Annotated in this window: 13 protein-coding genes; 10 read left to right on the top strand and 3 right to left on the bottom strand. The window is 75.9% G+C overall.

All coding sequences use genetic code 11. The annotated features are described in order from the left end of the window. Positions 1-13: 13 nt before the first annotated feature. Positions 14-796 (bottom strand): hypothetical protein, encoded by a 783-nt coding sequence (locus ACI8AC_RS07760; protein WP_456896821.1) that lies wholly within the window; start codon positions 794-796, stop codon positions 14-16. Between the two features lie 242 nt (positions 797-1,038). Between ACI8AC_RS07760 and ACI8AC_RS07755 the strand changes: the two genes are divergently transcribed. Next, entirely contained in the window at positions 1,039-2,853 is a 1,815-nt protein-coding gene (locus ACI8AC_RS07755; RefSeq protein WP_456896820.1) for an ABC-F family ATP-binding cassette domain-containing protein, read from the top strand. Between the two features lie 109 nt (positions 2,854-2,962). Next, positions 2,963-3,415, top strand: coding sequence for an SRPBCC family protein (locus tag ACI8AC_RS07750; protein WP_456896818.1), 453 nt, complete (start codon positions 2,963-2,965; stop codon positions 3,413-3,415). 49 nt (positions 3,416-3,464) lie between these two features. Here ACI8AC_RS07750 and ACI8AC_RS07745 read toward each other — a convergent pair whose 3' ends face one another. After that, positions 3,465-4,181, bottom strand: a complete 717-nt coding sequence (locus tag ACI8AC_RS07745; RefSeq protein ID WP_456896816.1) for a hypothetical protein — start codon at positions 4,179-4,181, stop codon at positions 3,465-3,467. A gap of 146 nt (positions 4,182-4,327) precedes the next feature. On the opposite strand from ACI8AC_RS07745, the gene ACI8AC_RS07740 reads away from it, so the two are divergent. From ACI8AC_RS07740 to mnhG, 8 genes are all read left to right on the top strand, one after another. Beyond that, positions 4,328-5,521 carry a sensor histidine kinase gene (locus ACI8AC_RS07740; protein WP_456896814.1) on the top strand — a complete coding sequence of 398 codons (1,194 nt, stop codon included), beginning with the start codon at positions 4,328-4,330 and terminating at the stop codon, positions 5,519-5,521. Further along, positions 5,518-6,177, top strand: coding sequence for a response regulator (locus ACI8AC_RS07735; protein ID WP_456896812.1), 660 nt, complete (start codon positions 5,518-5,520; stop codon positions 6,175-6,177). Before ACI8AC_RS07740 ends, ACI8AC_RS07735 begins: the two co-directional genes overlap by 4 nt. Positions 6,178-6,321: 144 nt before the next feature. Continuing rightward, complete coding sequence (locus ACI8AC_RS07730) at positions 6,322-9,204, top strand: Na+/H+ antiporter subunit A (RefSeq protein WP_456896810.1); 2,883 nt, start codon at positions 6,322-6,324, stop codon at positions 9,202-9,204. Further along, complete coding sequence (locus tag ACI8AC_RS07725; protein WP_456896808.1) at positions 9,201-9,737, top strand: Na(+)/H(+) antiporter subunit C; 537 nt, start codon at positions 9,201-9,203, stop codon at positions 9,735-9,737. The genes ACI8AC_RS07730 and ACI8AC_RS07725 overlap by 4 nt, the downstream gene beginning before the upstream one ends. Then, positions 9,734-11,479: a Na+/H+ antiporter subunit D gene (locus tag ACI8AC_RS07720; protein ID WP_456896806.1), complete on the top strand. Its 1,746-nt coding sequence runs from the start codon at positions 9,734-9,736 to the stop codon at positions 11,477-11,479. Before ACI8AC_RS07725 ends, ACI8AC_RS07720 begins: the two co-directional genes overlap by 4 nt. Next, the gene (locus ACI8AC_RS07715; RefSeq protein ID WP_456896804.1) at positions 11,476-12,057 is read left to right on the top strand and encodes a Na+/H+ antiporter subunit E; all 582 of its coding nucleotides are present in this window, start codon (positions 11,476-11,478) and stop codon (positions 12,055-12,057) included. The genes ACI8AC_RS07720 and ACI8AC_RS07715 overlap by 4 nt, the downstream gene beginning before the upstream one ends. After that, positions 12,054-12,404, top strand: coding sequence for a monovalent cation/H+ antiporter complex subunit F (locus ACI8AC_RS07710; RefSeq protein WP_456896802.1), 351 nt, complete (start codon positions 12,054-12,056; stop codon positions 12,402-12,404). Before ACI8AC_RS07715 ends, ACI8AC_RS07710 begins: the two co-directional genes overlap by 4 nt. Then, positions 12,388-12,795, top strand: coding sequence for a monovalent cation/H(+) antiporter subunit G (gene mnhG, locus ACI8AC_RS07705; RefSeq protein ID WP_456896800.1), 408 nt, complete (start codon positions 12,388-12,390; stop codon positions 12,793-12,795). The genes ACI8AC_RS07710 and mnhG overlap by 17 nt, the downstream gene beginning before the upstream one ends. Before the next feature lie 33 nt (positions 12,796-12,828). On the opposite strand, the gene leuA is transcribed toward mnhG, so the two are convergent. Continuing rightward, the gene (leuA, locus tag ACI8AC_RS07700; protein WP_456896798.1) at positions 12,829-14,580 is read right to left on the bottom strand and encodes a 2-isopropylmalate synthase; all 1,752 of its coding nucleotides are present in this window, start codon (positions 14,578-14,580) and stop codon (positions 12,829-12,831) included. Positions 14,581-14,718: the final 138 nt, after the last annotated feature.

Here is a 14,718-nt window from a genome sequence, read left to right as displayed (position 1 = left end):
TCGCCCGGCCGGGTCAGAAGCCCTTGAGCAGGCGCGCCACCCCGGTGAGGGCGTCGCCGTCCTCCTCCTCGGGCAGCACCTCGCAGCGCGGGGCCAGCCGCGGCGACCAGTGCGCCGGGGCGGCGTCCAGCCAGTCGGCGCCCGCGTCGGTGAGCCGGCCGTCGCTGCGCAGCGGCGCCCAGCCGCGGAGCAGCCGCAGCGCCTCGCCCAGGGTGACCAGCGACCGGGCCACGCCGCGCCGGCGCAGGGCCGGGTCGACCGACACGGTGTCGACGACGCCCGAGCGGGTCCACCACCGGATCTCGCCGACGCGGTCGGTCATCGGCAGCCCCGCCGCGGCGACCTGGTGCGGCGCGACCAGGGTCCCGGGCGCGAACGCGTCGCCCCGGAAGGCCAGCAGCGAGGTCGAGGGGACGTCGCTGGTGGCGTGCGAGACCTCGGCGAACCACAGCGGCGGGCAGGGCCCCGCCACGGCGTCACCGAACGCGACCCCCACCGGCGTGCCGTCGCAGACCCGGTAGCGCAGGTCGACCAGCCAGCCGGCCGGCCGGCGGCCCCGCGACTCCAGGGTGGTGAGGTCCACGGGGGTGCCGTCGGGGAAGCGGGTGGAGTTGACCGCGACCAGCGAGTGCTCCCGCGAGGCCGTCCCGTGCTCGGCCAGCCGGGCCCACCAGACGTTGACCGGTCGGGGGGCGGCCTCCCGCGTCGCGCGGCGGACGGCGACCAGCGTCGCCCGCGCGGAGTGGCCCGCCCGGAGCGGGTGGGTGGTCCTCTGGGCGGTCAGAGCCGCGGTCATGTGCGTACCTCCTGCTGTGGCCCCCGTGCGGGAACGCTCTCGACGGGCCCGACTCTCGGGCGCGCTGCTTGTACGGCCCTTGCGGGCCACTTGCGGGGATCACCCGGCGCTCCGCGAGCCTCCGGTCGGGGCCGTCCCGGCGGCCAGGGGCCGGTGTCCCGGCCCGCGTCCCGGGCCCCCCGGGACGCCCCTGCGGCGACGGCGGACACTGATCGGGTGAACCCGCCGACGCCGACCGCCCGATGAGCGCCCCCGTGAACCTGGTCAACCTCGAGCGGGTGGAGAAGGCCCACGGCACGACCGTCCTGCTCGACGACGTCTCCCTGGGCGTCGCCGCGGGCGAGCGGATCGGCGTGGTCGGGCGCAACGGCAGCGGCAAGTCCACGCTGCTCGGCGTCCTCACCGGGCGGGAGGAGCCCGACGCCGGCCGCGTCACCCGGCGCGGCGACCTCGCGATGGGGGTGCTCGACCAGTCCGGCACCCTCCCGCCCGGGCCGACGGTGCGCGACGTCGTCCTGCCGCCGAGCGTGTTCGCCGCCGAGCACGAGTGGGCCGCCGACCCGGCCGTGCGCAGCGTCCTCACCGGCCTGGAGCTCGACCGGCTCGGCCTCGACGCCCCGGTCGCGCCGATGTCCGGCGGCGAGCGGCGCCGGGTGGCGCTGGCCGCCCAGCTCGTGCGGCCGCTGGACCTGCTGGTCCTCGACGAGCCCACCAACCACCTCGACGTCGAGGGCGTCGCCTGGCTGGCCTCCTACGTGAAGGACCGGGTCGGCGCCCTGGTCGTGGTGACCCACGACCGCTGGTTCCTCGACGAGGTCTGCACCACCACGTGGGAGGTCGCCGACGGCCGGGTGCACTCCTACGAGGGCGGCTACGCGGCCTACACGCTGGCCCGTGCCGAGCGGGCCCGGGTCGCCGCGGCCACCGAGGAGCGCCGGCTGAACCTGGTGCGCAAGGAGCTGGCCTGGCTGCGCCGCGGGCCGCCGGCCCGCACCAGCAAGCCGCGGTTCCGCATCGAGGCCGCGCAGGCGCTGATCGCCGACGAGCCGCCCCCCCGGGACGCGCTGGCCCTCAAGGGCTTCGCCGCCCGGCGGTTGGGGAAGACCGTCTACGACGTGGAGGAGGTGTCCTACGCCGTCCCCGCGGACGACGGCCCGCGCACCCTCTTCCGGGACCTCACCTGGCACGTCGGTCCCGGCGACCGGATCGGCGTGGTCGGCGTCAACGGCGCCGGCAAGACCTCGCTGCTGCGGCTGCTCGTCGGCGAGACCGAGCCCGACCGCGGCCGGGTGGTGCGGGGCCAGACCGTCGCCCCGGCCTACCTGTCGCAGCACGTGACCGAGCTCGACGGCCGGCTGCGGGTGCTGGAGGCGGTGCAGGAGGTCGGCCGGATCGTGCGCCTGGCCGGCCAGGAGATCTCGGCGTCGTCCCTCGCCGAGCGCTTCGGCTTCCCGGCCGCGCGCCAGTGGACCCCGGTCGGCGACCTCTCCGGCGGCGAGCGGCGGCGGCTGCAGCTGCTGCGGCTGCTCATGGCCGAGCCCAACGTGCTGCTGCTCGACGAGCCGACCAACGACCTGGACATCGACACCCTCACCGCGCTGGAGGACCTGCTGGACGGGTTCCCCGGCACGGTGCTGGTGGTCAGCCACGACCGGTACTTCGTCGACCGGGTGTGCGACTCGGTGGTCGCGCTCATGGGCGACGGCTCGCTGGCCGCGCTGCCCGGCGGGGTGGAGGAGTACCTGGCCCGCCGCGCGGCGGGGGAGGCGCAGCTGCCCTCCGCCGCGCCTGCGGCGCCGGCTCCGGCCGGGGGGTCGGCGCCGGCCGCGGCCCGCTCCGCGGGGGAGGTGCGCGCCGCCCGCAAGGAGGCCACCCGGCTGGAGCGGCGGCTGGAGCGGCTCACCGCGGAGGAGGAGCGCCTGCACGCGGAGCTGGCCGCGGCCGCCACCGACCACGCCCGCGTCCTGGAGCTCGACGGCCGGCTGCGGGCGCTGCTGGCCGAGAAGGACCAGGTGGAGACCGACTGGCTGGCCGCGGCCGAGGTCGCCGAGGGCTGAGCAGCCGGGCCGGGCCGGGGGTGCGGGCTCGTGGGAGGAAGCCGTCACCCCCCGGTGGCAGGGTGCCCCGTGCGCCGGCGCGGTGCCGGTGACGACGGAGGTGGGCGACGTGCGGGACGTGGAGGTCCGCCGGCACGCGGCGGCGCCGGTGGAGCGGGTGTGGGCGGTGGCGACCGACCTCGAGGGCTCCCCTCGGGTGATCGGCGGGATCGAGTCGGTGGAGGTGCTCACCCCGGGGCCGTTCGGGGTCGGGACGCGCTGGCGGGAGACGCGCCGGGTGATGGGCAGGTCGGCCACCGAGGAGATGACCGTGACCGCGGTCGAGCCGCAGCGGGCGTACACGGTGGAGGCGTCCGGCCCCGGAGTCCGCTACGTGTCGACGTTCCGGGTCGAGGCGTCCCCCGGTGGCGGGGCGGACGTGGTGATGACCTTCGGCGGCCGGCCGACGACCACCCTGGCGCGGGTCCTGGGCGCCGTCACCGGCCCGATCGGCCGGCGCGCGGTGTCCTCCGCCCTGACCCGGGACCTGGCCGACATCACGACGGCGGCCGAGCGGGGCTGAGCGGGACCGGACCCGGGGTCGAGGCCCCGGGTCCGGTCCGCGTCGCCGGTCAGGCGGTGGCCTCGGCCCGGTGGCGGACGATCATCCGCAGCCCCACCAGAACCACCGGGACGGCCCCCACCACGGCGAACGCGCCGTGCGCCAGCGGTGAGAAGGGCACCGCCGCGGAGGCGGCGAAGGCCGCGACGGCGGGGACGAACAGCCACCAGCCGGTGACGCCGGCCCGTGCCAGGCCCGCGTAGACCACGAAGGGGCCGAGCAGGCCCAGCAGCGTCACCGTGCCCACGATCGCCATCCCGGCGGACGAGTTCACCGAGGTGAACAGCGACGCAGCGGTGTCAGCGGGCAGGTCGCGCCCGATCGCGCCGGTCCAGAAGTCGGACAGCACCATGCCGGCGACGCTCACCGACCCGAGCACGGCCATGAGCGCGCCGACGAGGGCGGCGGTGCTCCCGCGGCGACCGCGGACCAGCGCGGGGGCGGCGAGCCAGCCCAGGCCCAGGGCGATGTTGCCGTAGTGCAGCAGCAGCGCCGACAGGGCGGTCCGGCCCTCGTCCCGGGCCAGCGCGGCGATGTAGTCGGGGTCGGCCATCGAGTCCTGCGGCGGCGAGGTGAGCAGCCCGGCGGTCCAGAGGAGAGAGCCGGCGACGAGCGCCCCGCCGGCGATCGGCAGCAGCAGCGCGCTCCCGGAGCGGCCGGCGTCCGGGGCGACGGTCGGGGTGTGCGGGGTGTGCGGGGTGTGCGGGGTGTGCAGGTCGGTCGTCATGGCCGCAGACGCTAGGAACGGCGCCCTCACCGGCGCGTCCGTCGGTGCGCACCGACCGTCCTCCGTCGCGAGGGGGACGGCGACACGGCCCCGTTCGGCCGTGAGGGGGATCCTCGCCGCACCACGCGGCCTCTAGCGTGCAGGCCATGCCCTGGTCCCCGCCCGCGCGAGCCCGGCGCCTGTTCTGGCCGGCCGTGGGCGCCCTGCTCGCTGCGCTGTCGGTGTTCGAGTGGTTCGTCGAGGGCTTGGACCGCAGCCAGTCGGCGCTCGCCGCGCCGGGGCTGCTGGTGGGGGTGCTGCTCGGGGTCTGCCCCCGCTGGCCGGCGGCCGCCCCGGTGCTGGGGGCGCTCACCGTCCTGCTGAACCTGCTGGGCGGCGCGCCCGGGCCCGGCGGCTCCCAGCTGGTCGGCATGGGCCTGCTCGTCGGCCACGCGGTGGCGGTCCTGCCCACCCGCCGGGCGGCCGCGGCAGCGAGCGGCGCCATCGTGCTGGCGACCGCGCTGGGGTCGGTGTTCGCGCCCAACCCGTGGGAGTCGGTGTTCTACCTCCTCGTCCTCGGCGCGTCGGCCGTCGTCGGCGGCCTCGTGGCCCAGTCCCGCCGGCGCGCCGCCGAGCTGCAGGTGCTCGCGGCCCGGCTGGCCGGGCAGCAGGAGACGATCGCCGCCGCGGCCACCACCGCCGAGCGGGCCCGCATCGCCCGCGAGGTGCACGACTCGGTCGCGCACGCGGTGAGCGTGATGGTGCTCCAGATGGGCGGCCTGCGGCGCCTGCTGCCCGACCACCCGGAGGCCCAGGAGGTGCTGCTCGGGCTCGAGCGGCTGGGCCGCGACTCGGTGGACGAGATGCGCCGCGTCGTCGGCATCCTGCGGGAGGGACCGGGCGGTGCGCCGGCCCCGCTGCCGTCGCTGTCCCGCCTGGACGCGGTCCTCGACGACCTGCGCAGCGGCGGCATGCCGGTCGAGCTGCGGGTCACCGGTGACCCGGTCGAGCTGCCGCAGCTGGTGGACGTCTCCGCGGTCCGCATCGTGCAGGAGGCGCTGAGCAACGTCCTGCGGCACGCCGGCGCCGCCGCCACGGTCGTCGAGGTCGGCCACGCGCCGACCGCGCTGACCGTGACGGTCACCGACGACGGCCGGCCCCGCGTCCCCGCGGGGCCGGTGCCGGCCCCGGACACCGGCGGGCACGGCCTGCTGCACATGCGCGAGCGGGTGGCGGTCTCCGGTGGCCGGCTGGAGACCGGCCCGGTGCGCGGCGGTGGCTACCGGGTGCGGGCCACCTTCCCGCTCCCGGCGCCCGCCCCCGGGGTCACGGCACCGCGGACCGCGGAGGTGCCGGCGTGACGATCCGGGTGGTCCTGGTCGACGACCAGGCGATGGTGCGCACCGGCCTGCGCATGGTGCTGGCCGCCGAGCCCGACATCGAGGTCGTCGGGGAGGCCGCCGACGGCGCGGCGGGGGTGCGCGTGGTCACGGAGACGCGGCCGGACGTCGTCCTGCTCGACATCCGGATGCCGGGCGTGGACGGGCTGGAGGCCGCGCGGCGGATCGTGGCGGCCGGGCTGCGCACCCGGGTCGTCGTCCTGACCACCTTCGACGAGGACGACCACGTCGCCGCCGCCCTGCGCGCCGGGGTCAGCGGGTTCCTCCTGAAGGTGGCGCCGCCCGAGGACCTGGTCGCCGCCGTGCGGACCGTGGCCGCCGGGCAGGGGCTGCTCGACCCGGCCGTGACGCTGCGGGTCATCGAGTCCTTCGCGGCCGCCCCCGCCCCCGACCCGCAGCGGGCCGAGGCGCTGGCCGGGCTGACCGAGCGGGAGACCGACGTCCTCGCGCTCGTGGCCGCCGGGCTGTCCAACGCCGAGATCGCCGCCCGGCTCCACCTCGGCGAGGCGACGGTGAAGACCCACGTGAGCCGCCTGCTGCTCAAGCTGGGGCTGCGGGACCGCGTGCAGGCGGTGGCCTTCGCCTACGAGAGCGGGCTGGTGACGCCCGGGCGCTGACGGCACCAGCCCGGCCGGAACCCGCCGTTTCCCCGGCGACGCACGGCGGTACAGCAGTCCCGGGAGCCCCGGCCCGCGTGGGATGGCGGCTGCCCTCGTCGACCAGGCCCGTCGGCGACCCGTCACCGCCGACCCGGGAGCCCCGTGACCGTCCTGCTGCTGGCGCACCTGGTGGCCGCCCTCGTGGCTCCACTGCTGGTGCGGTGGTGGGGGCGGCAGGCGTTCCTCGCGCTGGCGCTCGTGCCCGCCGCCGCCTTCGCCTGGTCGATGGCGCGGCTGGGCACCGTGCTCGACGGCGGCGAGGTCCGCGACACCGTGCCCTGGGTGCCCACGCTCGACCTGGCCGTCGAGCTGCGGCTGGACGCGCTCGCGCTCACCTTCGCCTCCCTGGTCACCGGGGTCGGCGCGCTGGTGCTCCTGTACTGCGCCCGCTACTTCGAACCCGACCAGGAGGGCAACGGGCGGTTCGCCGCCGAGCTGACCGCCTTCGCCGGCTCCATGCTGGGGCTGGTCCTCGCCGACGACGTCTTCCTGCTCTACGTCTTCTGGGAGCTGACCACCGTCTTCTCGTTCCTCCTCATCGGGGGAGCGGGCGGCCAGGTGGCCGGGCGCCGGGCCGCCTCCCAGGCGCTCGTCCTGACCACCGCCGGCGGCCTGGCCATGCTGGCGGGTCTGATCATGGTCGCGCAGGCCAGCGGCAGCACGCTGCTGTCGGAGATCGTCGCCGACCCCGGCAGCGGGCCGCTCCTCACCTGGGGCACGGTGCTCGTGCTGCTGGGCGCGCTGACCAAGTCGGCGATGGTGCCCTTCCACTTCTGGCTGCCGGCCGCGATGCAGGCCCCGACCCCGGTCAGCGCGTACCTGCACGCGGCCGCGATGGTGAAGGCCGGCATCTACCTCGTCGCCCGGCTGGCCCCCGGCTTCGCCGACGTCCCCGGCTGGCGGCCGATCGTGCTCGGCGTCGGGGTGGCGACCATGCTGCTCGGCGGCTACCGGTCGCTGCGGCAGTACGACCTGAAGCTGCTGCTGGCCTTCGGCACGGTCAGCCAGCTCGGCTTCCTCATGACCCTCGTCGGCGCCGGCAGCCAGGAGCTGGCCACGGCCGGGCTGGCCATGGTGCTCGCGCACGGGTTGTTCAAGTCCACCCTGTTCCTGAGCGTGGGCGTCCTCGACCACGCCACCGGCACCCGTGACCTGCGCGAGCTCTCCGGCATGGGCCGGCGGCTGCCCTGGCTGGCGACCGCGGCCGTCCTCGCCTCGGCGTCGATGGCCGGGCTCCCGCCGTTCCTGGGCTTCGTCGGCAAGGAGGCGGCGTTCACCGCGCTGTGGGAGGGCGGGGTCCCCGACCGGGCCGCCGCCTGGACGGTCCTGGCCGGCATCGTCCTCGGCTCGGTGTTCACCGTCGCCTACACCGCGCGGTTCCTGTGGGGGGCCTTCGCCCGCAAGCCGGGGCTGCCCGAGCGGGCACCGGCCGAGCTCGAGCACCCGCCGGGCCCGCTGTTCCTCACCGCCCCGCTGGTGCTGGGTGCCGCGGGGCTGGTGGCCGGCCCGCTGAGCTCGTCGGTCGACCCGCTGGTGGCCGCGTACGCGGAGACCCTCCCCGTGCTGGCCGAGGAGGCCGAGCACCTCGCGCTCTGGCACGGGCTGCAGCCGGCGCTGGCGCTCTCGGCGCTCACCCTGCTCGGCGGCCTGGGCCTCTACGCCGCCCGCGACCGGGTGTCGGCCGCGCAGCGGCGGGTGGCGGTGCCGGCGTCGGCCAACAAGGGCTACTGGAACCTCCTGCAGGGCGTCGACCGGCTGGCCGTCCTGGTCACCGGGACGACGCAGCGCGGCTCGCTGCCCACCTACCTCGGCGTCATCCTGGCCGTCGTCCTCGTGCTCCCGGGTGTCGTGCTGCTCACCCGCGCGCCGTGGCCGCAGGACTGGCGGGCCTGGGACAACCCGCTGCAGGCCCTGATCGCCATCGGCGTGCTGGCCGCGGCCGGGATGGCGGTGCGCATCCGGCAGCGGCTGTCCGCGGCGATCGTCGTGGGCATCACCGGGTACGGGCTCGGCGCGCTGTTCGTCGTCCACGGCGCCCCCGACCTCGCGCTCACCCAGATCCTCGTCGAGACGATCACGCTCGTCGCCTTCGTGCTGGTGCTGCGCAAGCTGCCGAAGGACGTCGGCGGGCGGGACCGGCCGCGGGTGCGGTGGGCCCGCGGCGCGGTCGCCCTGGCCGTCGGCTCCTTCATGGGGCTGGCCGGGGCAGCCGCGCTCGGCGCGCGCACCGCCGAGCCGGTGTCGGAGCCGTTCCCCGAGCTGGCCGAGGAGATCGGCCACGGCCAGAACGTGGTCAACGTGACGCTGGTCGACATCCGCGCCTGGGACACCTTCGGCGAGATCTCGGTGCTGGTCGCCGCCGCGACCGGCGTCGCCAGCCTGGTGTACCTGCGCGGCCGGCCCGGCGCACCCGAGCGGGCCGAGGCCGACGCCGGCGCCGGCGTGGGGCCACCCCGCCGTGCCCCCCGCCGGGAGTGGCTGGCCGCCACGGCCACCCTCGACCCGCGGCGCCGGTCGGTGATCCTCGAGGTGGTCACCCGGTTGCTGTTCCACGCGGTGCTGGTGCTGTCGGTCTACCTGCTGTTCGCCGGGCACAACCAGCCCGGCGGCGGCTTCGCCGGGGGGCTGGTGGCCGGCCTGGCCCTCGTGCTGCGGTACCTCGCCGGCGGGCGCTACGAGCTGGGCGAGGCCGCGCCCGTCGACCCCGGCCGGCTGCTCGGGCTCGGTTTGCTCATCGCCGGCGGCACCGGGGCGACCTCCCTGCTGCTGGGGGAGGCCGTCTTCGAGAGCGCCTACGTCTCCGGCACGCTCCCCGTCCTCGGCGAGGTCTCCCTGGCCACGGCGCTGTTCTTCGACATCGGTGTCTACCTGGTCGTCGTCGGCCTGGTCCTCGACGTGCTGCGCAGCCTCGGTGCGGAGCTGGACCGGCAGGAGGACGAGGAGCCGGCGGCGGCCCGCGCCCCGGAGGAGGTGATCGCGCGATGACGCCGACCGTCGTGTTCCCCGTGCTCATCGCCGGCCTGTACGCAGCGGGTGTCTACCTGCTGCTGGACCGCAGCCTCACGCGGGTGCTGCTGGGGTTCCTCGTGCTGGGCAACGCCACCAACCTGCTCCTCCTCTCGACCAGCCGGGCCGGCGAGCCGCCGATCGTCGGCGCCGGCGAGCCGGGCGAGATGGCCGACCCGCTGCCGCAGGCCCTGGTCCTCACCGCGATCGTCATCACCTTCGGGGTCTCGGCCTTCCTGCTCGCCGTCATCCACCGCTCGTGGCGGTTGGTGCGCCGCGAGGTCGTCGAGACCGACGAGGAGGACCGCCGGGTGGCCGCCCGGTCGCCGCAGCAGGGCGACGCGCTGGACCCGGACGACCTCGACCCCGGTGACCTGTCCCGGGAGGAGCGGGCCGTGGGCCGCGCGGTCGGCGGCCACGGGGACGACGTCGAGCACCGGTTCGGCGAGCGGTTCCCGGACGCGGCCTCCGACGACGTCGACCTGCCCCCGACCCGCGGGGCCGTCCGGTGATCCGCGTCCTCGCGCCCCTGCCGGTGCTGCTGCCCCTGGCCGGGGCGGCGCTCTCGCTGGTCCTGGGCCGCTTCGCCCGGACCCAGCGTGCGCTGAGCACCCTGGTGCTGGGGGCGGTGCTGGGGGTGTCGGTCGCCCTGCTCCTGCTCGCCGACGCGAACGGCGCCGCGGCGGTCGCGGTCGGCGACTGGCCGGTGCCCCAGGCGATCATGCTGGTGGTCGACCGGCTGTCGGCCCTCATGCTCGTCGTGGCGTTCACCGTCGGGTTCGGCGTGCTGCTGTTCGCGGTCGGTCAGGGCTGGGCCGACGGCGCCGAGCGGTCCCCGGTGTCGATCTTCCACCCGACGTTCCTGGTGCTCATGTCCGGCGTCGCGTTCGCCTTCCTCGCCGGGGACCTGTTCAACCTCTACGTCGGCTTCGAGGTGCTGCTGACGGCGAGCTACGTCCTGCTGACGCTCGGGGGGTCGGCGCCCCGGATCCGCGGCGGCATCACCTACATCATCGTCAGCCTGCTCAGCTCGCTGCTGTTCCTCGCCGCCATCGGCCTGGTCTACGCCGCCACCGGCACGGTCAACCTGGCCCAGCTGTCCTTCCGGCTCGCCGAGCTGCCCGCGGGCACCGTCGTGCTGCTCGAGGCCCTGCTGCTGGTGGCCTTCGGCATCAAGGCGGCGGTCTTCCCGCTGTCGGCGTGGCTGCCCGACAGCTACCCGACCGCGCCGGCGCCGGTCACCGCGGTCTTCGCAGGCCTGCTCACCAAGGTGGGCGTGTACGCGATCATCCGGACCCAGACCCTGCTCTTCCCGGGCGAGGCGCTCACGACCGTGCTCCTGTGGGCCGCGCTGGCCACGATGCTGGTCGGCATCCTCGGGGCGATCGCGCAGACCGACATCCGCCGGATGCTGTCGTTCACCCTGGTGAGCCACATCGGCTACATGGTCTTCGGCGTCGCCCTGGGGACGGTGGCCGGTCTGGCCGGCGCGGTGTTCTACGTCGTCCACCACATCGTCATCCAGGCGACGCTCTTCCTCGTCGCCGGCCTCGTCGAGCGCAAGGGCGGCTCCACCGCCGTGCCGCGGCTCGGCGGGCTGGCGGCGGCCTCGCCGCTGCTCGCGGTCCTCTACCTCGTCCCCGCGCTGAACCTGGCCGGCATCCCGCCGCTGTCGGGCTTCCTCGGCAAGCTCGGCCTCCTGCAGGCCGGCGTGGCGGCCGGCGGGGTGCTGCCCGGCCTGCTGGTCGCCGGCGGCGTGGTCACCAGCCTGCTCACCCTGCTGGCGGTGGCGCGGGTGTGGACCCGGTCCTTCTGGCGGCCGGTGAGCCAGGACATCGGCGCCGACACCGCCCGGGCCGCCGCCGCCGCCGACGACAGCCGCGCGGACTCCGGGCCGGACCCCGACGTCCCCGGGCCGGACGACGAGCCGGCCGCGGGCGGTGCGTCCTCGTCGGGGCTCGGCACGACGCGGGCCGGCTCCCGGGCCGCGGCGTGGGAGCGGCGGACGGCGGTGGCCACGGCCGGCGACGAGCTCGCCGCCGACGGCGACCGCGGGCGCGCCGAGGAGCGGTTGCCGGCGGCGCTGGTGGGGGCGACGGCGCTCATGGTGACGGTGAGCGTGGCCCTCACCGTCATCGCCGGGCCCCTGTACGCGCTGGCCGACCGGGCCGCCGCCGACCTGCTGGAGCGGACGCCCTACCAGGAGGCCGTGTACGGCGGGGGGCCGGCCGAGTCCGCGGAGGGGGTTCCGTGAGCCCCGGCCCGATCGCCCCGCCCTACGTCCGCCAGCTGCCGCTGCTGGGCTGGCTGACCCTGGTGTGGCTGCTGCTGTGGGGCACCTTCTCGTGGGCGAACCTGCTCAGCGGGCTGCTCGTCGCCGTGCTGGTCACCTGGCTGCTGCCGCTGCCGGCGGTGACCGAGCACGCGCGCCTGCACCCGTGGCCGGTGCTGGTCTTCGCCGGGGCCTTCCTCAAGGACCTGGCGGTCTCCAGCGTCGTCGTCGCGTGGGAGGCGGTACGCCCCGGCGGGCCGGTGCGCTCGGCGATCATCGAGGTGCAGCTGCGCACGGACTCGGACCTGCTCATGACGATCGTCAGCGAGACGCTGACCCTGGTCCCGGGCTCGCTGGTCCTGGACGCGGACCGGGAGCGCAACGTGCTGCTCATGCACGTGCTGCCCGTGCGGGACCTCGCCGGGGTGGAGCGCCAGCGCGCGGGCGTGCTGGAGGTGGAGGAGCGGGTGGTGCGCGCCTTCGGCAGCCGGGCGGAGATCGCGGCCCTGGAGCGCGCCGCCCGCCGGGAACGGGCGGCGGCCGCGGGAGGGCAGCGGTGAGCGTCGTCTGGGTGGTCGCCTTCGGCCTGCTGGGCGCCGGCGCGCTCCTGTGCCTGGTGCGGGTGGCGCTCGGGCCGTCGCTGCTGGACCGCGTCGTCGCCACCGAGACCCTGCTGGCCGTCATCACCGCCGGCCTGGCCGCGTACGCGGGCCTGGCCCGCGATCCCACGGTGGCCGAGGTGCTGCTGGCCGTGACCCTGCTGGGGTTCACCGGCGCGGTGGGCGTGAGCCGCTACGTCGGCGGCATGCTCGTCCGGTCCTCCGACGACGGCCGGGACGTCGGCCTGCCGATCGCCGCCGAGGAGCGGACGGCCGCGGAGAGGGAGACCGGTGGAGACCGTCGCTGACGTCGTCGCCGTCGTCCTCGTGCTGCTGGGCTGCGGCCTGGCCCTCGTGGCCGGCCTGGGCCTGCTGCGCTTCCCGGACGTCGTCTCCCGGCTGCACGCCGGGACCAAACCCCAGGTGGCCGGGGTCCTGCTGATCGTCCTGGGAGCGGCGATCCGGCTGTGGGGGGAGCCGGCGATGTGGACGGTCCTGCTGGCCGGCTTCCTGCAGTTCCTGACCGCGCCGCTGTCGGCGCACATGGTCAGCCGGGTCGCCTACCGTCGGCGGCACCTGCGCCGCGACCTGCTCGTCGTGCACGAGGCCGAGCCGCCGCCGCCCCCGCCGGGGCAGCCCCGGGGGGACGAGCCCGAGGACGCCGCGCCGCCGTCGGCGGCCGGCCCCGGGTCGCGGTGAGCGCGGGGGGCCGGACCGGCCCCCCGCGCGACCTCAGGCCCGGCGGTGCGCCCGGTTCACCGCCGACACCACGGCGCGCAGGGATGCGGTGAGGATGTTCGGGTCGATGCCCACGCCCCACAGCACCCGGTCGCCGACGGCGCACTCGACGTAGGCGGCGGCCCGGGCGTCGCCCCCGGCGGACATCGCGTGCTCGGCGTAGTCGAGGACGCGCACGTCGACGTCCACCGACCGCAGCGCGTCGACGAAGGCGGCGATCGGCCCGTTGCCCCGGCCCTCCACGGTCAGCGGGACGCCGCCGTCGACCAGCTCGACCACCATCTCGTCGAGCTGGTCGCCGTGCGCGGTGTGCCGGTGGCCGGCCAGGGCGAAGCGGCCCCACGGGGCGTCGGGGTCGGGCAGGTACTCGCTGGTGAAGGCCGCCCACATCTGCTGGGCGGTCACCTCACCGCCCTCGTCGTCGGTGTGCCGCTGGATGACCGCGCTGAACTCGATCTGCAGCCGCCGCGGCAGGTCCAGGTGGTTCTCGGTCTTCATGATGTAGGCGACGCCGCCCTTGCCGGACTGGCTGTTCACCCGGATCACGGCCTCGTAGCTGCGGCCGACGTCCTTGGGGTCGATCGGCAGGTACGGCACCGCCCACGGCATCTGCTCGACCGGCTTCCCGGCGGCGGTGGCGTCGACCTCCAGGGCCTTGAAGCCCTTGTTGATGGCGTCCTGGTGGGAGCCGGAGAAGGCGGTGTAGACCAGGTCACCGCCGTAGGGGTGCCGCTCGTGCACGCCGAGCTGGTTGCAGTACTCGACGGTGCGGCGGATCTCGTCGATGTCGGAGAAGTCGATCTGCGGGTCGACGCCCTGGCTGAACAGGTTCAGGCCGAGGGTCACCAGGTCGACGTTGCCGGTCCGCTCGCCGTTGCCGAACAGGCAGCCCTCGATGCGGTCCGCGCCGGCCCGGTAGCCCAGCTCGGCGGCGGCGACGGCGGTGCCCCGGTCGTTGTGCGGGTGCAGGCTGAGCACGACGGCGTCGCGGCGGCCCAGGTTGCGGTGCATCCACTCGATCTGGTCGGCGTAGACGGTGGGCTCGGCCATCTCGACGGTGGCCGGCAGGTTGACGATCGTCGGCCGGTCGGGGGTGGGCTCCCACACGTCGGTGACGGCGTTGCAGACCTCGACGGCGAAGTCGAGCTCGGTGCCGGTGAACGACTCGGGGGAGTACTCGTAGAAGACCTCGGTGCCGGTCATCTGCTCGGCCAGCTTGTGCACCAGCTGCGCGCCGTGGACGGCGATGTCGACGATCCCGGCGCGGTCGGACCCGAAGACCACCCGCCGCTGCAGCGTCGAGGTCGAGTTGTAGAGGTGGACGATCGCCTGGCGCGCCCCCCGCAGGGACTCGAAGGTGCGCTCGATCAGCTCGTCGCGGGCCTGGGTGAGGACCTGGATCGTGACGTCGTCCGGTACCAGGTCCTCCTCGACCAGCTGCCGGACGAAGTCGAAGTCGGTCTGGCTGGCGGCCGGGAAACCGACCTCGATCTCCTTGTAGCCCATCCGCACCAGCAGCTCGAACATGCGGCGCTTGCGGTCGGGGGTCATCGGGTCGATCAGCGCCTGGTTGCCGTCCCGCAGGTCCACCGCGCACCAGCGGGGTGCGGTAGTGGTGACCTTCTCGGGCCAGGTGCGGTCGGGCAGCACCACCGGGGTGAAGGGGGTGTACCGGTGCACCGGCATGCCGGACGGGCGCTGCGGGTTCCGGGCGTGCGGGTGGTTCTCGCTCAGGTTCCTGCTCACGGGTGTCGCTCCTCTGGCGCGGGCTGGACTCAGCTCCGGTGGGGGGCGGTCAGCGGGGCGCCGGGGACGCACTCGGCACGGCGGGATCTCCGCGGCGAGGGGGCCGACCTAGGAGAGGGCCTCGCCGCGGCGGGTAAG

This window comes from Geodermatophilus sp. SYSU D00758 (genome assembly GCF_054049955.1).
This window is presented reverse-complemented; position numbering and strand designations above follow the sequence as displayed.

Excerpts from the sequence above, each read along its gene's own strand:
- ACI8AC_RS07760 (WP_456896821.1), bottom strand. The coding sequence starts at position 796 with ATGACCGCGGCTCTGACCGCCCAGAGGACCACCCACCCGCTCCGGGCG.
- ACI8AC_RS07755 (WP_456896820.1), top strand. The coding sequence starts at position 1,039 with ATGAGCGCCCCCGTGAACCTGGTCAACCTCGAGCGGGTGGAGAAGGCC.
- ACI8AC_RS07745 (WP_456896816.1), bottom strand. The coding sequence starts at position 4,181 with ATGACGACCGACCTGCACACCCCGCACACCCCGCACACCCCGCACACC.
- ACI8AC_RS07740 (WP_456896814.1), top strand. The coding sequence starts at position 4,328 with ATGCCCTGGTCCCCGCCCGCGCGAGCCCGGCGCCTGTTCTGGCCGGCC.
- ACI8AC_RS07725 (WP_456896808.1), top strand. The coding sequence starts at position 9,201 with ATGACGCCGACCGTCGTGTTCCCCGTGCTCATCGCCGGCCTGTACGCA.